Origin of the sequence: Ensifer sp., from assembly GCF_035999135.1 — a bacterium.
Classification (GTDB): Bacteria; Pseudomonadota; Alphaproteobacteria; order Rhizobiales; family Rhizobiaceae; genus Ensifer.
Window position 1 is genome coordinate 1 of record NZ_DASYGZ010000089.1, and the last position, 19,567, is coordinate 19,567.

The following is a 19,567-nucleotide window of genomic DNA, read 5'->3' on the forward strand; positions in this document are numbered from 1 at the left end:
TTCGCGGTAGACCAGGTCGACGATCTCGTCGGAGATACGGTCACACACCTTGTCCGGATGACCTTCGGCTACGGATTCACTCGTGAACAGGTAGTTTGCACGCATGCGGGAAGTCCCCTCAATGAAGAAAAAGCGCTGGCAAGGTGTTAGTGGTTTTGCGGCCGAAAAACAAGCGCACAACGACATAAATATATCTTTATATGAGGTCTCGAGCCATTCCCGCGCTGCATTCTCGCCGATTGCGCGCATGAAAAAAGCGGCACAAGTGGCCGCTTTGTTTTCTAGTCCCGACGGGGAAGGTTGGAACTATTCGCTTTCCGCTTCGGCAGCGAGTGCCTTGACGAGATCGACAAGCCGGCGGCGAACCTTCGGATCGGTAATCTTGACGAAAGCGCGATTGAGTTGCAGCCCCTCGGAGGACGAGAGAAAGTCGACAACGTAGTTGGAGCTGGAGGCTTCCGCCATGCCGCTCTGGCCGGAGGCGTTATCGCCCGGGGCATCTTCGAAGAAAAACGAAACCGGGACGTTCAGAATGCCCGAAATGTTCTGCAACCGGCTGGCGCCGACGCGGTTCGTGCCCTTTTCGTATTTCTGGATCTGCTGAAAGGTGATCCCCAGACTTTCGCCGAGCTTCTCCTGACTCATGCCAAGCATCGTGCGGCGAAGACGAATCCGACTTCCGACGTGAATGTCGATCGGATTCGGCTTCTTCTTGTTTTCGATCATATCTGCGTTCCCAAATACGCTGTTTCGTTTATCCATCGCCGACATGACGACAACCCTCACCGGGGCGGTTACCGCGGTGGTGATTTAGAGCCGTCACAACAAGGACGATGGTGCGGACCACTATGCAATTTTAGGGGTTTTAGGTCAATTCTTCCTAATATTAAAACCAACACGCGAAAACACTGCAACCAGAAGAAGGAACAGTGCACCCAGCCAGAACACGCGGCTTCGCATAGCGTCGTCCATAGGCCTAGGCATCCTTCCCGGCAGAAGTGTGTCGACCACTCCCCTATAATTGTAGGACAATCCTACCATTAAAACCCCACGTGCATCAACAATTGCTGATATACCGCTATTGGCGGCGCGGACAAGGGGGGTACCGGTCTCAACGGCTCTTAATTGTGCTTGGTGGAAGTGCTGGCGGGGTCCCGGGGTATCGCCGAACCAGGCGTCGTTGGTGACATTGAGCAGCGCGTCCGCACGATGCGCATCCTCGCCGATCTCATCGGGGAAGATCGCTTCATAGCAGATGAGCGGGTAAAGCCTCGTGCCGCCAGGCAAGGTCATCAGCGCGCGGCTCTTTGCCGCCGAAAATCCGCCCGGCATCGAGGCCGCGACCGAACTCAAGCCCCAGGACGAGAGAAGATCCTCGAACGGCAGGTATTCGCCGAATGGAACCAGATGCACCTTGTCGGCCGCGTCGATGATCTGGCCGCGTCCGTCGATGACATAGATCGAATTGTAATAGCGCGGCGGCAGCCCCGCGCCGGCATCTTCCGCGCGGACCGCGCCGGCAATCAGGACCTGGTCGTCGTCGAGCACTTCGGCAATGCGGGCAAGCGCGTCCGGGTTGTCCGTGAGGATGAAGGGGATAGACGTCTCGGGCCATACCACGATGTCGGGCCGCTTGCCGCCCTTTTCAGGCGCCGCCGAGGTCAGCGCGAGATGTTCCTCGAAGACCGCGGCCCGCGCGCTGTCGTCGAGTTTCTTGGCCTGATCAATCACCGGCTGGACAAGGCGCACGGTCAGCGGCCTCTCGGGCGCGGCCGGTGCCGGTTGCGCCAGGCGGTAGAAGCCGAAGCCGACATGGGCGACGAGCAGCACCAGCGCGGCCGTCAGACCGACCCGGCTGCCTTTGCCGGTCGCAATCAGCGCCGGCGCGGAAAAGACGAAGACGGCCAGCATGCTGATCGTCGACAGGTTCACCACGCTCGCCGACTGCATCATCAGCGGCATGGGCATGACCGCATAGCCGATGGCATTCCAGGGAAAGCCGGTGAGAATGAAGCTGCGCAGCCATTCGCAAAGACCGAAAGCGAGCGCCAGGGCTGCGATCCGTCCCACGCCGTCGGACCAGAGCATGCGCGCAAGCAGCGTTGCGAGCGCGTAAAACAGCGCCAGAAACGCCGGCACGCCGACGACTGCAAGCGGTAGCGCCCAGGCGAACTCGTCCGCCTCGACGAGAAGCGCATTGCCGAGCCACCAGAGACCGCCGAGGAAGTAGCCGAACCCGAACCACCACCCAATGACCGCTGCAGGCCAGAGCCGCCTGACGATGCCGCCGTCGGGGTTTCCGCTGGCGCCGTCCAGCAGCCAGACCAGAATGGGGAAGGAAACGAAGGCGAAGGCGAAAATACCGAAAGGCGGCTGCGCCAGAACCGCCAGCAGCCCCGCGCAGAACGCAACCAATACCCGTGGCAATCCGGACAACAGCATTACCCTGCCAGCCAGTCTCAACATGCAGCCTCCAATTGGCGCAGGCCGCACATCACGACGCCGGCGCGGAAGAACGACCGAATCAATCGGCGCCAGTCTTCCAAAAAACCGGCTGCTTGTCCCCTTAGAGGCGGTTCGGCAAGTCAAATCGGTCAGGGATCCGCAGGGCATCCCATGCCTTGCGGGACCGTACGCGCCGGTTCACGACAGCTGATCAAGTTGTGACGAAGGCCGGCGCACCGCAGGTCCCCGCACGCTTGCGCGCGACGCGGGAACGGTGCTTCGTTATGGCTCGTCGACGGTCGCCTGCGGCGATGCGCCGTTGCCACGGCTGGCCATGGCAGCGTCCGGCACCGCTTCCCCTTCCGGGCGCAGGACGCGACGGCGCGCAGGCGGGCGCTTGCGCATGATGCGCACGCGTTTGACGCGCCGCGGGTCGGCGTCGAGAATCTGGAACTCGAACCCCGGAATGGCCTGGACGACTTCACCGCGCACCGGAATGCGCCCAAGCGATGCGAAGATCAGACCGCCGAGCGTATCGACGTCTTCCAGCTGCTCGCGCACGTCGAAATCAGGACCGATCGCCTGGGCGATCTCTTCCAGTTCGACGCGTGCGTCCGCGACGAAAACGTCGTCCGAGGTCCGCATGAACATGACTTCGTCGTCGTCGTGTTCGTCCTCGATGTCGCCCACGACCATCTCGACGATGTCTTCGAGCGACACGAGCCCATCGGTGCCGCCGTATTCGTCGATGACGAGCGCCATCTGGATTCGGGCCGCCTGCATGCGCTGCATCAGGTCCGAGGCCAGCATCGAGGGTGGCACGAACAGGAGCTGGCGCACGATGCCCGCTTCCTCGAGCGACTTGCCGAGATCGACGCGGGCAAGGTCGAAGCTGGCTTTCGGGGTTCGCGGGGCTTTTTCCGCGGATGACGTGGCTGCGGCCTGCGCCTTACCGTTGCGGCGGCGGTTGCGCGCCTGCTTGGTGACGTAGGACAAGAGATCGCGGATGTGCACCATGCCGCGCGGATCGTCGAGCCCCTCGCTGTAGACGGGCATGCGCGAACGGCCGGATTCCTCGAAGATCACCATCAGCTCGCCGATGGTGATGCTCTGGTCGACCGCCTCGATATCGGCACGCGGGACCATGACGTCCTCGACCCGGATCTCGCGGAAGCGCAGGATATTGTTGAGCATCGCCCGCTCGCCGGGCGAAAAGGCAGCGTTGCTGTCGGCATCCGTCTGAAGCGCGTCGGCAAGGTCTTCGCGCAAGCTCGTCGCATTTGCGCCGCGCAGCAGGCGCGCCGCCCGGCTCCAAAACGTTGACGTGGATTTGGTGCCCTCGTGCCGAGTGGCGGTGCTACTACTGCCCGCCTCCGCCTCTCCGGAGGCTTCGGCCTCCTCGGTCGCCAGGGCGACGGGCTGTGTTTTAAAGTCGCTCATTGGTCCAAACTGTTAATCCGGGGCACGATCCCCGTAGGGGTCAGATAAGCCAAGACGCGCCAAAATGCGAGTCTCCAGGCCTTCCATTCTTTCGGCTTCGTCGTCTTCGATATGATCATAGCCGAAAAGATGCAGGAATCCATGCACCAGAAGATGGGTCAGGTGCTCGTCGAAGGATTTGTCGAGCTCGACCGCTTCGCGCTCGAGCGTCTCGCGGGCGACGATGATATCGCCCAGCATCGGTCCCGGCATCGCGCCGGGCGTCACCGGGAAAGCCGGGAAGGACAGGACATTGGTCGGTTTGTCCTGGTTGCGCCACTCGGCATTGATCGCCCGTATCGAGGCGTCGTCGGTGAAGACGAGGGAGAGTTCGGGCGGCATGTTGGGAAGCGGCTGCTTCTCCTCGGCGGCGAGAAACGCCGCAGCCGTTTCAAGGATGGGCGCGCAGAAGTCGAGCAACGCCTCTTCTTCCGGCCAGTTGCCCTCTTCCACGCTGATCTGGATATCCAAAGCCGTCATGATCCAAGCGACCGCGATCAGCGGTCGCCCTGCTCGCTTTCGTCGTGCACGGCCGTATGGGACTCGTAAGCCCTGACGATGCGGGCCACCATCGGATGACGAACGACATCGACATCCTTGAAGCGAACCACCGAAACGCCCTCGACCCCCTTCAGGATCTGCAGCGCTTCGACCAGGCCCGACTTGACGCCGCGCGGCAGGTCGACCTGGCTCGGGTCGCCGGTCACGATCATCCGGCCGTTTTCGCCGAGACGCGTCAGGAACATCTTCATCTGCATCGATGTGGTGTTCTGCGCCTCGTCGAGGATGACGGCGGCATTGCCGAGCGTGCGGCCGCGCATGAAGGCGAGCGGCGCAATCTCGATGACGCCGGCCGTGATCGCGCGTTCGACCTTGTCGCCCGGCATCATGTCATAGAGGGCATCGTAGAGCGGCCGGAGATAGGGATCGACCTTCTCCTTCATGTCGCCGGGCAGGAAGCCCAAGCGCTCGCCGGCCTCGACGGCGGGCCGCGAAAGCACGATGCGATCGACCGCGCCGCGTTCCAGAAGCTGTGCCGCATGGGCAACCGCGAGGTAGGTCTTGCCGGTACCGGCCGGCCCCACGCCGAAGACAAGCTCGGACCGCTCGAGCGCGCGGATATAGGCATCCTGCGTCGGCGTGCGCGCCGCAATGGTCTTCTTGCGCGTCGAAATCTGCGCCATCGTCAATTTGGCTTTGCGCTCCATGGTGGGCAATTGTAGCTGATCATCGGCGGCAACGGCCATACGGATCGCGCCTTCGACATCCGACGTATCGATCGAAGCACCGCCTTGCAACCGGCCATAGAGATAGTCGAGCGCACGGCGGGCCTGATTGGTCGCGACGAGATCGCCGGATATCGCCACCGAATTGCCGCGCGGCCGTGCGTCGATGCGCAGGCGCTCTTCAAGCAGCTTCAGATTCTGATCGAACTGGCCGAAGAGTTCGCTGGCGAACCGATTGTTCTCGAAGGTCAGCACGAAGTGATTGGCGTCTGTCGCAGCGGTTTTCGACTGGCGCGTGGATGAAGAGATCAATTCGTGTCCGTTCAAGCGGTTCAGGCTCCTCGTTTCCGGTCCTTACCCGATCATCTCGGCAAACAGACTGTTGTTTCCTGCCTTGATGATTCGCACCTTGATAATGTCACCGATTTGCGATGCTTTTGCATCAACATTCACGGGCTGCAGCCACGGCGAACGGCCGACGAGCTGGCCCGGCATGCGGCCCGGCTTCTCCAAAAGCAGGTCGATTTCGCGGCCGACACAGGATTCGGCGAAGGCGCGCTGCTGGGAAAACAGCAAAGCCTGCAATTTTTCCAAGCGCTTGGCCTTCACGTCCTCCGGAACCTGATCGCCGAGTTCGGCACCGGGCGTGCCCGGACGGGTCGAATATTTGAACGAAAATGCCTGTGCATAACCCACGGCCTCGACGAGGCGCATGGTGTCTTCGAAATCCGCCTCGGTCTCACCGGGAAAGCCGACGATGAAATCGCCCGATAGTGCGAGGTCCGGCTGGACGGCGCGGATGCGTGCAATCAGCGCCAGATATTCGGCCGCCGTATGCCTCCGGTTCATCGCTTTCAGGATCCGGTCCGATCCCGACTGCACCGGCAGGTGCAGATAGGGCATCAGCTTGGCCATCGAGCGATGCGCCTCGATCAGGCTGTCATCCATGTCGCGCGGGTGGCTCGTCGTGTAGCGCAGCCGGGCAAGACCTTCGATCTCGCCGAGGCGCAGGAGCAGGTCGCCAAGTCCCCATTCGCGGCCATCGGGGCCGACGCCATGCCAGGCGTTGACGTTCTGGCCGAGCAGGGTGATTTCGCGCACGCCGCCTTCGATCAGCTTCTCGGCTTCCGAAACGATCTGGGCGACCGGGCGCGACACTTCCGAGCCGCGGGTATAGGGCACGACGCAGAAGGTGCAGAACTTGTCGCAGCCTTCCTGAACTGTCAGGAACGCGGTGACGCCACGCTGGCGGGTCCTTGCCTTTTCGGGCGCCGGCAGATGCTCGAACTTGTCTTCGACGGCGTAGTCCGTCTGGACGACGCGCTCGCCGTTGCGCGCCCGCCTCAACGCTTCGGGCAAACGATGATAGGTGGTCGGGCCGATCACCAGGTCGACGGCCGGCGCGCGTCTCAGGATCTCGTTGCCCTCGGCCTGCGCAACGCAGCCGGCAACGCCGATCACCATTTCGCGGCCTTCCTTGGCCTTTTCCTTCTTCAGATCGCGCAGACGGCCGAGTTCGGAATAGACCTTCTCCGCCGCCTTCTCGCGGATATGACAGGTGTTGAGCAGCACGAAGTCGGCATCCTCAAGCACGTCCGTCGAGACATAGCCGTCGCGCGACAGGGCGTCCGACATGCGGTCGGAATCATAGACGTTCATCTGACAGCCATAGGTCTTGACGAAGACCTTGCGGGCCGGAGCGCGTTCGTCGCCCGCAGCGGGCGCTATCGACAGAAGGGCAGTTTCCTGGGTCATGCCGGGTTCTTTAGTGCAAAGCGGCCCGAAGTTGAAGTATTTTCGGCAAAGGGGCCCTTTGGCGGCGAAGCACTACGTGCGGCCGCGCAAGCGATCCGACAGCATGCTGCGGATGCGCTGTTCGACCTTGCGGCTGACTTCCTTGCGGTTGGTGTGGCGGTCGTAGTCGATGGCTTCGCCGAAATCGACGTCGACCTCGATCGCCCCTTCGCGCAGGATGCCGAGCAGGTGCGGCACCAGCTCCGTATCACCCGGCCACGCGGCGATCGGCCGGTTGAAGCGCCCCATCGGCATGCCGTGGATGCCGGTATAGGAGATCGCGACCGGCTGCACATGCACGAGCCCGGTCGGTGAATGCGGCACGGCGGAGGCGGCGGCGCCGAAAAGAGACGTCTTGATTTCCAACAGGCGGTTGCCGTCCGAGGTCGTTCCCTCGGGAAACAAGACGACGATCTCGCCTGAAGCCATGCGGTCGCCGATTTCGCTGACCTGCTTGCCGGTCGCGCGCTTCTGCTCGCGCTCGACGAAGATCGACGCCTGCAATCGGGCAAGAGGGCCGAAAACCGGCCAGCTCTTCACTTCGGATTTGGCGACGAAGACGACATCGGCAACCGAGGAAAGCACCAGGATGTCCTTCCAGGACGCGTGGTTTGCGCAGATCAGCAAGGGCCGTCGGCGCTCAACCTCCCCATGCACCCGGACCTTAATGCCAAGAAGATAGCAGGCGAGCCGGTGCCAGTATCGCGGCAGGCGGCGGCGAAGTTTCAGCCCGAGCCAAAGGCAGACGATCTGGATCGGCATCAGCACGAGCGAAACCAGCGCCAGAAGCGCCGCGAAGATCGCAATCCGTAGCCAGTTGATCATCTGGGAGACACGTTCCTGCGCGCGACCTGTACTGAAAGCGAGGGCGAAATGCCCGCGGAAAGTCGCGCTCGTCCGCGCTTCCGACTAGCGAAGATCGAGACGCATGACAAGCGCGGCCGTTCGCTGGCCGGCCTTGTCCTGGTAATAGGCGCGGCGTTCGCCGACCTTGTTGAAGCCGAGCTTGCGGTAAAGCCCGATCGCCGGCTGGTTGGTCTCGTCCACTTCGAGAAACAGCGCCTCAGAGCCCTTCACCAGGGCCTCGCGCATGGCCGCCTGCATCAGCCGCCAACCGAGGCCCGAACGGGCATAACGCGGATCGACCCCCACTGTGAGGATTTCGGCCTCACCGGCCACCGCCCGCGACAGAACGAAGCCGCCGAAGGCCGGACGGAACGACCCGTTCGTCTGCCGGGCAACGAAACCGAAGACCGTGTCCTGGACGAGAAGCGCATGGATTTCTCCATCCGTCCACGGGCTCGCAAAGCGCTGGCGGTGCAGGGCCGCCGCGGCCAGCAGATCGGCCTCTTCCAGTGGGAAAATGTCGAACTCGGTGCGGCGGGTGAAGTAGTCGGTAAAGCTCATCTCGGTCTATGCTCGGGCAATCGCGAAGCCCGCCTGCGGCTTGGCGTCGGGGCCTCGGAGATATAGCGGCTTCGGCTTGGCCGAAGCTGGATCAGCAACGGCGCCCAGCCGTGCAAGCGCCGCGACGTCGATGAGCTCGGACGGGTTGGCGGGCATATCCGTGGCGACGAGATGCGCGCCGGAGCCACCGATGATGCCGTCAAAATCGGCGAAGCGCTCGCGCGCCGTCTCGGCGGCCAGGGCTTGCGGATCGGCGAGTGGATGACCGGCCGCATCGAAGGCCTGGACGTAGACTTCGTCGCGCTTCGCATCGATGGCGGCAAGAACGGCTTTTCCGGGCGTGATGGCGCGCAGTCCCTCGGCCAGCACGGCAAGCGTCGAGACGCCGACGGCGGCCTTTCCGAGCGCCAGAGCCAGCCCACGCGCCGCTGCCACGCCGACGCGAATGCCGGTGAACGAGCCCGGACCGACGGTGACGGCGATGCGGTCGATATCGGCAAGCGTACGGCTGCTTGCCGCCAGTGCCTCGTCGACAAATTCCATCAGGCGCTCGGCATGCCCCTTGCCGAGATCGGCGCCGGAGCGGCCGAGCACGGCAGCCGTCTCGCTGTCATAGACGGCAGCGGAGCAGCCGGAACCGGACGTGTCGAGCGCAAGTACAATCATTTCAACGCTGTGATCTTCTCAGGACGCCACAAACCGCAAAGCCGTTTGGCTTTGCGGCAAAGTCGATACGCTAAACGCTACGCGCCGGCGACGGCGCGCAATATCAGACAGCCTCGACCGCTTCCACTTCGGGCACGAAGTGGCGCAGCAGGTTCTGCACGCCGTGTTTCAGCGTCGCGGTCGACGACGGGCAGCCGGAGCAGGCGCCCTTCATGTTGAGGAACACCGTCCCGTCCTTGAAGCCGCGGAAGGTGATGTCGCCGCCATCCTGGGCGACGGCGGGGCGAACCCGGGTTTCCAGGAGCTCCTTGATGGTGGCGACGATCGTTTCGTCACCCTCGTCGAAGAACTCGTCTTCCTCGTCAGCCTGCTCTGCGCGGCCACTGCCGGCCATGATCGGCTGGCCCGACATGAAATGTTCCATGATCGAACCGAGGATCGCCGGCTTCAGGTGCTGCCATTCCTGGCTTTCCTTGCTGACGGTGATGAAATCGTAGCCGAAATAGACGCCTGTGACGCCCGGGATCGAAAACAGCCGTGCCGCGAGCGGCGATCCGGCGCGGGCTTCTTCCTCGTCGCGGAACTCGGCCGTGCCGCTTTCCAGAACAACCTTGCCCGGCAAAAACTTCAGCGTCGCCGGGTTCGGCGTGGCTTCGGTCTGAATGAACATGTCCGTCTCCGTTTCGCCGGGAGCGACATATCGCCCAGCTCTTTAGAATTATTCAAAAGAATATAGGGGCACGGCCCCCGGCTCGCAAGAGCGCATAGCGACGCAGGTCAGCTGAGCGCGTCGATCTCCTCATCCGTCAGCATGTCAGGTATGACCGTGACGGGGATCGGAAAGGCCGCAGCCTTGCCGGCGATCGACGAGACCAGCGGACCGGGGCCCTCCTTCGCCGATCCGGCGGCCAGCACTAGGATCGCAATATCGCGGTCCTCTTCGATCGCCGCATGGATCTGCTCGGTCGCCGCGCCCTCGCGGATGACGATCTCTGGCTCGATGCCGATGCGCTCGCGCACCGACTGCGCCACCTTGGCAAGGGTTGCCTCAGCTTCCTCGCGCGCTTCCGCGCGCATGATTTCCTCGACCCCCAGCCATTGCTGGAAGTCGCCGTCGGCGATCACGTAGAGCAGGACGAGACCACCATTGGAATTCTTGGCGCGCATGCCGGCATAGTGCACGGCGCGCCCGCATTCCGGGGTATCGTCTATCACCGCCATGAATTTGCGGCGGTGACCTTCAAGTCGAGAGAGTCGGGTCGAGACCATAGGGCGAACAATACATCCCGGACGAGCCGCCGCAAGGTCTGATTTTCGCGTTCGCGGGAAGGACACGGAAATGTGCCCGGAGCCATCCGCTTGGGGGCCTGAAGCGAGGGGAATCCGGGTCAAAAGACCCGGATTCATTTCAATTACTGCAGGAAGCCGATGATCTCGCGCACTTCGCGCATCGTCTTTTCCGCCCGCGCCCGCGCCCGTTCGCCGCCGTCCCGCAGGATGGCGTCGATATGGGCGGTGTCGCCCATCAGGCGGCGCATCTCTGCGGTGATCGGGGCCAGAACCTCGACCGCGAGGTCGACCAGCGCCGGCTTGAACACCGAGAACTGCTGCCCGCCGAACTCGGAAAGCACCTGCTCCTTGGTCTTGTCCGACAGCGCCGCATAGATGCCGACGAGGTTGTCGGCTTCCGGCCGGCCCTTCAGCCCTTCCACTTCGCTCGGCAGCGCGTCCGGATCGGTCTTGGCCTTGCGGATCTTCTTCGAGATCGTCTCGGCATCGTCCATCAGGTTGACGCGCGAAAGATCGGAGGGGTCCGACTTCGACATCTTCTTCGTGCCGTCCCGGAGCGACATCACGCGCGGCGTCGCGCCACCGATCAGCGGCTCGACCGGCGGGAAGTAGGCATGAATCGGCTCCTCGCCGACCACCATGTCCACACCGTACCCGGCGCTGCGAATGTGCTCCATGAAGTCGATGTTGAACTTCTGGGCGATGTCGCGCGTCAGCTCCAGGTGCTGCTTCTGGTCGTCGCCGACGGGCACATGGGTGGCGCGATAGACGAGGATGTCGGCCGCCATCAGGCTCGGATAGGCAAGCAGGCCCAGCGAGGCGTTCTCGCGGTCCTTGCCGGCCTTGTCCTTGAACTGCGTCATGCGGTTCATCCAGCCGATGCGGGCGACGCAGTTGAAGATCCAGGCGAGTTCCGCGTGCTGCGGCACGGCCGACTGGTTGAAGACGATATGCTTCGCCGGGTCGATGCCCGAAGCGATGAAGGCTGCGGCGATCGAGCGGATCTGCCCCTTCAGGTCCTCGTGCACGAGCTGTGCGGTGATCGAGTGCAGGTCGACGACGCAGTAGATGCAGTCGTTGTTTTCCTGCAGCGCCACGAACTTGCGGATCGCGCCGAGATAATTGCCGAGATGGAGATTGCCCGTCGGCTGGACGCCGGAAAATACGAGCGGCTTGAATTCGTTCATGTCGTCCTCAATAGGCTGGTGGAGGGCCCCAGGGCATCATCGCCCATGTAGCTAACGGAAGCGCTTATGCACGCCGAACGAAGGGCAATCAAGAGGTCGCTGAAGGCGCGCTCAACCGGCGGGCTGCAGCAGGTCCCACTGGTTGCCGAAGGGATCGGTGAAGACCGCCACGGTACCGTAAGGCTCGTGGCGCGGTGCCTCCAGGAAGACGACGCCTTCGGCCGACATCGCCTGATGGTCGCGGGCGAAATCGTCGGTGAACAGGAAGAAGCCGACGCGGCCCCCGGTCTGGTTGCCGATCGCCGCCTGCTGGCGTTCGCCATCGGCCTTGGCGAGCAGCAGCGACGTCTCGACCGCGCCTTTCGGGCGAACGACGACCCAGCGCTTGGTTGCGTCGAGGACGGTGTCCTCGACGAGGTCGAAGCCGAGCTTGCCGCAGTAGAAGGCAATGCCGGCGTCATAATCCGGCACAACCAGGGCAATGCGTGCGATCGTCTGGCGCATCAGTCGCCGGCCTCCGGTGCCTGAGCCGGCGCTTTCGCACCGCGCTTGAGATTGCGGCGGATCATGCCGAGGTTGGCACCACCGAGCCCGAAGGCAAGCGCGAAGTAGACGACCATGGCGACCGCGACGAGGCCGCACAACGTCGTCGCCCGCGTTACGAGCGAGGCTGCCGACGACAGTTCGAACGCGAACCAGCCAATGGCAAAATGGAGCGTCGCCGCCATGCCTGCGGCGGCGACGACGAGGCGGGGGATGCGCGTGAGCAAGGGCCTGTCGCTGCCCCAATGTCCGCGCCAGACAAGCGTTGCAAAGAGCAGAACGGCGTTCACCCAGCCAGCGACGATCTCGGCGGTGGCAATACCGCTCGGGCCCAGCCGCGGAAACAGGGTGAGCGCCAGGGACACGTTCACGACGACCGAGATGGCGGCAAAGATCATCGGCGTGCGGGTGTCTTCGCGGGCGAAGAAACCGGGAATGAAGGCCTTGATCAGCACGAAGGCCGGCAGGCCAAGGCCGTAGATCGCCAGGATATGGCCGACGATCACGGTCGAATCGGCCGAAAACTTGCCGCGCTCGAACAAGAGCCGGACGATCGGCTCGGACATGACAAGCAAGGCGGCGGCCGCCGGCAGCGTCAGGAACAGCGTGAACTCGACCGAGCGGTTCTGCAGGTTCGAGGCTTCGTTGACATTGCCGGAACGCAGCGCCCGGGCGAGTTCCGGCAGGAGCACGGTTGCAACCGCGATGCCGACGACGCCAAGCGGCAGCTGGTAGATGCGGTCGGCATAGACCAGCGACGACACGGCGCCTTCCTGCGCCGAGGCGATGTTGGTGTTGATCAAAAGATTGATCTGGGTGATGCCCCCGGTGATCGCCGCCGGAAGCGCCAGCACCAGCAGGCGCCGGACATTGGCGGTCACCTTCGGCCGGCGCAGACCGATCTTGATGCCGGCATCGCGCACAGCAATCCAGACGATCGCGAGCTGCACCAGCCCTGCGACCATGACGCCCCAGGAGAGCGCGTGACCGACCGCGACCGGATCCTGGCCCGCATACCAGGCATAGCCGAGCACGCCGATCAGGATGATGTTGAGGAAGACCGGCGCAATCGCTGCCGCGAAGAAACGGTGCAGCGAATTGAGCATGCCCCCCATCATCGCCGCCAGCGACATGCAGGCAAGATAGGGGAACATGATCGCGGCAAAGACGATGGTGTTGCCGAGCTTTTCCGGATCGTCGGCAAAACCGGGCGCGATCAGGGTGCTGACGATGAAGGGCATCGTCAGCTCCATGGCGATCGTCAGGAACAACAAGACCGTGAACAGGACGCCGAAAACTTCCTCGGAAAAGCGCCGCGCGCCCTCCATGCCGTTCGCCTCGATCTCCTTGGCGAAAAGCGGCACGAAGGCGGAATTGAAGGCGCCCTCTGCAAAGAGGCGCCGGAAGGTGTTGGGCAGGCGGAAGGCGGTGTTGAAGGCGTCGGCGACGGGACCGGTGCCGAGCGCTGCCGCCATGAAGGTTTCGCGGATGAAGCCGAAGAGCCGGCTTCCGAGCGTCGCACCGCCGACGGTTGCAAGTTTCTTGACCAGACTCATGATTCGGCTTTTGTCGTTCTGTGAGCGGAGGAGACGCCCGGCGCCGGCGCGATAATGCCCGATGGCATGCGGTCCCGAGCCTCGTCACTCTCGCCGGCCATCACGGCCTTGAGGCGGGCGGCAATGTTCATCTGCCGGTTTTCGCTCGTCACCTTCTGGCCGACGAGGTCGGTGACGTAGAAGGTGTCGATCACCTTTTCGCCGAAAGTGGTGATGTGCGCCGAGGCGATGTCGAGCGACAGATCGGACAGCACCGCGGTGATCTCGGAGAGCAGGCCGGGGCGGTCGAGCCCCTCGACCTCGATGACCGTGAACTTGTTCGACAGGGTGTTGCTGATCGTCACCTCCGGCGTCACGGTGAAGGCCCGGGTGCGCTTCTTCACCTTGGTCCGGCTGGCAATGACCTCCGGCAGCCGCTTGCGGCCGGAAAGCACGTCCTCGATCAGCTTGCCGATGCTTGCCGCCCGGCGCATCTCGTCCTCGTCCACGGCGAACTCGCGGTTGACGAGGATCGTATCGAGCGCGCGGCCGTCCGAGGTCGTGAAGATCTGCGCGTCAACGATGTTGGCGCCGGCCGCAGCGCAGGCCCCGGCAATCACCGTCAACAGACGCGGATGGTCGGGCGAAAGCACGGTGATTTCGGTGATCGCATGGAACTGGTGGGTGCGCACCATGGTCGACAGCGCCTTGCCTGCTGCGTCCGCCTCGCGGATGAAGCGGGCATGGCGCACCTGGTCTTCCAGTGCCACCGTCAGGAGATAGGGCTGGTAGTGCAGGCGCACGTAATCGTCGCGTTCCTTCTCCGACCAGTCCGTCAGCGCCTCGCCGAGCATGACGGCGGCATGCGCCGCGCGCTCCTTGCGCGACAGTTCCGAGAACCCGCCCGAAAGCAGGAGCTCGGTTTCGTAGTAGAGCGTGCGCAGCAACTGGCCCTTCCAGCCGTTCCACACACCCGGGCCGACGGCGCGGATGTCGCAGACGGTAAGCACCAAAAGCATCTTCAGCCGGTCGAGCGATTGCACCCGCTCGGCGAAGTCGACGATGGTCTTGCGGTCGTTGAGATCGCGGGTCTGGGCGACCATCGACATCAGCAGGTGTTCCTCGATCAGCCAGGCGACGAGTTCCGTCTGCTTCGGCGACAGGCCGAAGCGCGGGCAGAGCTTGCGCGCGACCTTGGCGCCAGCGGTCGAATGGTCTTCCGGACGCCCCTTGGCGATATCGTGCAGCAGGACCGCGACATAGAGCGCCTCGCGCTCCTCGATCCCCGGCATCAGCTTGGCGACCAGCGGATGCGCCTCCTCCTCGATGCCGCCCTCGATGCGCGAGAGCACATCGACGGTGCGCAGGAGGTGCTCGTCGACGGTGTAGTGATGATACATGTTGAACTGCATCATCGAGACGATCTTGCCGAAATCCGGGATGAAGCGGCCGAGCACGCCCGCCTCGTTCATGCGCCTGAGGATCAGTTCCGGCTTGCGGCGTGAGGTGAGGATCGACAGGAAGAGGCGGTTCGCCTCCTCGCTCTCGCGCAGCGCCGGCTTGATCAGGCTCAAGGACCGCGTCACCTGACGAAGGGCTGCCGGATGAAACTCGAGCCCATTGATATCGGCAATGTGGAAGAAGCGCAGAAGGTTGACCGGGTCGCGCTTGAAGACGTCGGGGCTTGCAAGCGCGATGCGGCCGCCGTCGTCAACGAAATCGAGCGTGCCGGCGATCTTGCGGCTGCGATGGGTGAAGCGGCCGATGAGGCCAGAAATGCCCGGTGCATCCTTGGCCTGCTGGTCTTCGAGCGCTGCGCAGAAGATGCGGGTGAGATCGCCGACGTCCTTCGCCACCAGGAAGAAGTGCTTCATGAAGCGCTCGACCGCCGAGAGGCCCGGATGATCGTGATAGCCGAGCGCTTCGGCAATCTCGCGCTGGATGTCGAAGGAGAGCCGCTCTTCCGACTTTCCGGTCAAAAAATGCATGTGGCAGCGCACCGCCCAGAGGAAGTCCTCGGCCTTCTGGAACAGCTGGTATTCCTGCCGCGACAACACACCGAGCTTGACGAGATCGGCCGTGTCTTTCAGGCGGTAGAAATACTTGGCGATCCAGAACAGCGTGTGCAGGTCGCGAAGGCCGCCCTTGCCTTCCTTGACGTTCGGCTCGACGAGATAGCGCGTGTCGCCGGCCTTGCGGTGGCGTTCGTCGCGCTCGGCAAGCTTGGCGGCGATGAAATCCGGGCCCGTGTTGCGCACGATCTCATGATCGAAGCGCGTTTCCAGTTCGGCGCACAGCGTCTGCGAGCCGCAGATATAGCGCGTCTCGAGAATGGCGGTGCGGATCGTCATGTCGGCGCGCGAAAGCCGGATGCACTCGTCGATGGTGCGGGTGGCGTGACCGACCTTGAAGCCAAGATCCCACAGGATGTAGAGCATGAATTCGATCGCCGGCTCCGCCCACACGGCCTTCTTGACCGGCAGCAGGAAAAGAAGATCGATGTCGGAGCCCGGCGCCAGCGTGCCGCGGCCATAGCCGCCGACCGCCGTCACGGCGATGCGCGAGGCTTCCGGCGCATTGGCGGCGTCAAAGATCTCGTTGAGCACGAAATCGTGCAGCACGGTGATCAGTTGATCCTGGAGCCAGGAAATGCGCTCGGCGCACTGGATGCCGGCGCCATCGGCGTAAAACAATTCGCGCGCCTTGGCGCGACCGGCAATGTTTGCCTGCTTGAAGGCGGCGAGCAGCGCCTGGCGCATCGGTTCGCGCTGCTCGGCATGGGCCGAAGCGATGAAGTCGCATTTCGCCCGGAGCGCTGCGACGTCGAGAATTTCGGGAAAGAAGGTTTCGTGTCTGCCCATGAAGTGCCGAGGGGCGTCCTGTCCGACTGGTTGCGTGGTCTGCTGCACGAAGCACGCGCTCCTGCATGCTCCCATCCGATCAAGGCCGAACCGGGACCGTGCAGCATTCCGAGTTTCTACCGGCTCATCGCCGCACCCTTCAAAAGGGCGCGCGGCGCTGTATAGCCTTTTTCACCGACGCATGCACAGCAAAAACCGAAAGCCCGTTACCGGGCGCTCAGTTCCTTCTTGAGCGCGTAGAGCGCATCCAGCGCCTCGCGCGGCGTCATATCGTCAGGGTTGAGCGCCTTCAGCGCCTCGTCAACCCTTGAGTTGCCGGCTGGCTTGGCCTCTTCACGCCGGATCGCCACCTGGAACAGTGGCAGATCGTCGATCAGCTGGCTTGCCGGGTTCTTGCGGTCGGCGTCCTCGAGCTTGGCGAGCACGTCCTTGGCCCGCGCCACGACCGATGCCGGCAGGCCGGCCAATCGCGCCACCTGGATGCCGTAGGACCGGTCGGCCGCACCCGGGCCGACCTCGTGCAGGAAGATCACGTCGCCGTGCCATTCCTTGACACGCATCGTCGCGTTCGAGAGACGGGCAAGCTTTTCCGAGAGCACGGTCAGCTCGTGGAAGTGGGTGGCGAACAGGCCGCGGCAGCGGTTCGCCTCATGCAGATGCTCGACAGCCGCCCAGGCGATCGAAAGGCCATCGAAAGTGGCCGTGCCGCGGCCGATCTCGTCGAGGATCACCAGCGAGCGGTCGGTTGCCTGATTGAGGATCGCTGCCGTCTCGACCATTTCGACCATGAAGGTCGAGCGGCCGCGCGCGAGATCGTCCGAGGCGCCGACGCGGGAAAAGAGCCGGTCGACGATGCCGATATGGGCGCTGGTCGCCGGCACGAAGGTGCCCATCTGCGCCATGATCGCGATCAGCGCGTTCTGCCTGAGGAAGGTCGACTTACCGCCCATGTTCGGACCCGTGAGCAGCCAGATCGCGCCGCCCTCTTCGCCCTCGGGCGGCGACAGATCGCAGCCATTGGCGACGAAGGCATTCGATGCCTGGCGCTTCAGTGCCTGTTCGACCACCGGATGGCGACCGCCGTCGATGGCGAACATGCGCGAGCGGTCGACGATGGGCCGGGCATAAGCCTGCTCCTCGGCAAGGACCGCGAGCCCGACCGAGACGTCGAGGGTCGCAAGCGCCAGCGCTGCCGCCTTCAGCACCTCGGCTGCGGCAACGACCTCCGTCGTCATCCGGTCGAAGGCCTCGAGCTCGATCGACAGCGCGCGGTCGGCGGCGTTGGCGATCTTGCTTTCGAGCTCGGCAAGCGCGGTGGTGGTGAATCGCATCGCGTTCGCCATCGTCTGGCGATGGATGAAGCGGGCGCGGCCCTCGTCCGTGTCGGTCATCGAGCCGGCATTGCCGGCCGTCACCTCGATGAAGTAACCGAGCACGTTGTTGTGCTTGATCTTCAGCGACTTGATGCCGGTCTCTTCGGAATATTGCAGCTGCAGCCCGGCGATCACCCGGCGCGACTGGTCGCGCAGCGCGCGGACCTCGTCGAGTTCGGCGCTGGCGCCCTCACGCAGGAAACCGCCGTCGCGCTTGAGAAGCGGGAGCTCTTCGCCGAGGGTCGCATCGAGCAGGCCGAGCAGGCCGGCCGGCAGCGCATCGATCGCGGCGCGCGCATCCTTCAGCTCATCCGACAGCGTGCCGGCCGCCATCAGCCGCGAAATCGATGCCGAGGCATGCAGGCCCGCCTGAATGGCGCCAAGATCGCGTGGTCCGCCACGGCCAAGCGCCAGCCGCGACAGGGCGCGCGGCATGTCGGGCGTGCGCCGCAACGCATCGCGCAGGTCGCCGGCGAACGAGGGTTGGTGCGCAAGGATCTCGATGGAATCGAGGCGCGCGTTGATACGATCCGGATCGGTCAGCGGCGACATAAGCCGCTCGGCGAGAAGCCGCGCGCCACCGCTCGTGACCGTACGATCGAGCGCCTTTAGAAGCGTGCCTTCGCGCGCGCCGGAAAGCGTCTTCACCAGCTCGAGGTTGCCGCGGGTCGCCGGGTCGATGAACAGCGTCGAGGCCGCGCTTTCGCGCTCGGGCGTGCCAAGCGCCGGACGCTCGGCGAGCTGGGTCTTTTCGACATAGGAGATCGCCGCCGAGGCTGCCGCGAGTTCCGCGCGCGAGAAGGTGCCGAAGCCGTCCAGCGTCTTGACGCCGAAGTAGCGGGAAATGCGCCCTTCGGCGGTGGCGCTGTCGAACAGGACGGCCGGCTGCGGCACGGCGACACGGCCGAGCACGTCGAAGACGGGTCTGAGTTCCGGATCGTGAAAGACCGTATCGGCGAGGATCAGTTCGCGCGGCTCGATGCGCAGGATATCGGCCAGCAACCGGCTTTCGGCGGTCTCGGCCAGCCGGAAGATGCCGGTGGAGATGTCGATCCAGGCAAGCGCATAGGCCGGCTCCGAACCGCTTTTGATCCGCGCCAGCGCCATCAGGTAATTGGTCTCGGACGGCGAGAGAAGTTTTTCTTCGGTGATCGTGCCGGGTGTGACGAGGCGCACGACGTCGCGGCGGACCACCGACTTGCTGCCGCGTTTCTTGGCTTCCGCCGGGTCTTCCACCTGCTCGCAGACGGCCACGCGGAAGCCGAGGCCGATCAGCTTTTGCAGATAGTCGTCGGCGGCGTGCACCGGCACGCCGCACATCGGGATCTCCTGCCCCATGTGCTGGCCGCGCTTTGTAAGCGTGATGCCGAGCGCGCGCGAGGCTTCGACAGCGTCCTGGAAGAACAGCTCGTAAAAGTCGCCCATCCGGTAGAACAGCAGCGAATCCGGGTTGTTCGCCTTGATCTCGATAAACTGTTCCATCATCGGCGTCGCGGTGGAACGGCTTTCCTCGCTCGCCAGCTCGGCTGCGGATAAAACTTCCCCCGCACGGGTCGAATAGTCTGTCACGAAATTCATGATTGTTCCGAAAAAAGAGATGGCACACTATCCCCTAGGAATTATAGACGACAACCATAAAGAGGCGCGCCGCAAGGCTCGCCCACAGGAGGATAGAGGAAACATGCCGGCCACCGACAAGACCGATCGCACCATGACGAGCGTCACCGCGCAGGAAGCGCTTGATTTTCACTCGCAGGGTCG

At 63.7% G+C, this 19,567-nt stretch carries 18 protein-coding genes; 1 reads left to right on the forward strand and 17 read right to left on the reverse strand.

The window, feature by feature from the left end; all coding sequences use genetic code 11:
- From VGO12_RS32215 to mutS, 17 genes are all read right to left on the reverse strand, one after another.
- Positions 1-186 (reverse strand): S-adenosylmethionine synthetase N-terminal domain-containing protein (locus VGO12_RS32215; protein WP_414650705.1); only part of this gene is annotated, 186 nt, incomplete at its 3' end.
- A 120-nt stretch (positions 187-306) separates the two neighbouring features.
- A complete protein-coding gene (locus tag VGO12_RS10675; RefSeq protein WP_327512738.1) occupies positions 307-726 on the reverse strand; it encodes a helix-turn-helix domain-containing protein in 420 nt (139 codons plus the stop codon).
- A gap of 144 nt (positions 727-870) precedes the next feature.
- The gene (gene lnt / locus VGO12_RS10680; RefSeq protein WP_327512722.1) at positions 871-2,466 is read right to left on the reverse strand and encodes an apolipoprotein N-acyltransferase; all 1,596 of its coding nucleotides are present in this window, start codon (positions 2,464-2,466) and stop codon (positions 871-873) included.
- Between the two features lie 261 nt (positions 2,467-2,727).
- Positions 2,728-3,885, reverse strand: a complete 1,158-nt coding sequence (locus VGO12_RS10685) for a hemolysin family protein (protein ID WP_327512723.1) — start codon at positions 3,883-3,885, stop codon at positions 2,728-2,730.
- A gap of 12 nt (positions 3,886-3,897) precedes the next feature.
- The gene (gene ybeY, locus VGO12_RS10690) at positions 3,898-4,404 is read right to left on the reverse strand and encodes an rRNA maturation RNase YbeY (protein ID WP_327512724.1); all 507 of its coding nucleotides are present in this window, start codon (positions 4,402-4,404) and stop codon (positions 3,898-3,900) included.
- Positions 4,405-4,421: 17 nt separating this feature from the next.
- Entirely contained in the window at positions 4,422-5,477 is a 1,056-nt protein-coding gene (locus VGO12_RS10695) for a PhoH family protein (RefSeq protein ID WP_327512725.1), read from the reverse strand.
- A gap of 27 nt (positions 5,478-5,504) precedes the next feature.
- Complete coding sequence (gene miaB / locus VGO12_RS10700) at positions 5,505-6,905, reverse strand: tRNA (N6-isopentenyl adenosine(37)-C2)-methylthiotransferase MiaB (RefSeq protein ID WP_327512726.1); 1,401 nt, start codon at positions 6,903-6,905, stop codon at positions 5,505-5,507.
- A gap of 72 nt (positions 6,906-6,977) precedes the next feature.
- Positions 6,978-7,769: a 1-acyl-sn-glycerol-3-phosphate acyltransferase gene (locus VGO12_RS10705; protein ID WP_327512727.1), complete on the reverse strand. Its 792-nt coding sequence runs from the start codon at positions 7,767-7,769 to the stop codon at positions 6,978-6,980.
- A gap of 84 nt (positions 7,770-7,853) precedes the next feature.
- On the reverse strand, positions 7,854-8,351 hold the full coding sequence (locus VGO12_RS10710; RefSeq protein ID WP_327512728.1) for an N-acetyltransferase: 498 nt from the start codon (positions 8,349-8,351) through the stop codon (positions 7,854-7,856).
- 6 nt (positions 8,352-8,357) lie between these two features.
- Positions 8,358-9,017, reverse strand: coding sequence for a tRNA (adenosine(37)-N6)-threonylcarbamoyltransferase complex dimerization subunit type 1 TsaB (gene tsaB, locus VGO12_RS10715; RefSeq protein ID WP_327512729.1), 660 nt, complete (start codon positions 9,015-9,017; stop codon positions 8,358-8,360).
- A 103-nt stretch (positions 9,018-9,120) separates the two neighbouring features.
- On the reverse strand, positions 9,121-9,687 hold the full coding sequence (locus VGO12_RS10720) for a NifU family protein (RefSeq protein WP_327512730.1): 567 nt from the start codon (positions 9,685-9,687) through the stop codon (positions 9,121-9,123).
- A 107-nt stretch (positions 9,688-9,794) separates the two neighbouring features.
- Entirely contained in the window at positions 9,795-10,286 is a 492-nt protein-coding gene (locus tag VGO12_RS10725; protein WP_327512731.1) for a universal stress protein, read from the reverse strand.
- Positions 10,287-10,429: 143 nt separating this feature from the next.
- Positions 10,430-11,494, reverse strand: a complete 1,065-nt coding sequence (trpS, locus tag VGO12_RS10730; RefSeq protein WP_327512732.1) for a tryptophan--tRNA ligase — start codon at positions 11,492-11,494, stop codon at positions 10,430-10,432.
- A 111-nt stretch (positions 11,495-11,605) separates the two neighbouring features.
- Positions 11,606-11,998 (reverse strand): VOC family protein, encoded by a 393-nt coding sequence (locus VGO12_RS10735; protein ID WP_327512733.1) that lies wholly within the window; start codon positions 11,996-11,998, stop codon positions 11,606-11,608.
- Positions 11,998-13,593, reverse strand: coding sequence for a murein biosynthesis integral membrane protein MurJ (gene murJ, locus VGO12_RS10740; RefSeq protein WP_327512734.1), 1,596 nt, complete (start codon positions 13,591-13,593; stop codon positions 11,998-12,000). The genes VGO12_RS10735 and murJ overlap by 1 nt, the downstream gene beginning before the upstream one ends.
- Complete coding sequence (locus tag VGO12_RS10745; protein ID WP_327512735.1) at positions 13,590-16,433, reverse strand: [protein-PII] uridylyltransferase; 2,844 nt, start codon at positions 16,431-16,433, stop codon at positions 13,590-13,592. The genes murJ and VGO12_RS10745 overlap by 4 nt, the downstream gene beginning before the upstream one ends.
- Before the next feature lie 206 nt (positions 16,434-16,639).
- Positions 16,640-19,384, reverse strand: a complete 2,745-nt coding sequence (gene mutS / locus VGO12_RS10750; RefSeq protein WP_327512736.1) for a DNA mismatch repair protein MutS — start codon at positions 19,382-19,384, stop codon at positions 16,640-16,642.
- Here mutS and VGO12_RS10755 point away from each other — a divergent pair.
- Positions 19,383-19,567: hypothetical protein (locus tag VGO12_RS10755; protein WP_327512737.1), on the forward strand; the 185-nt coding region annotated here is incomplete at its 3' end. The two genes, mutS and VGO12_RS10755, sit on opposite strands and share 2 nt — an antisense overlap.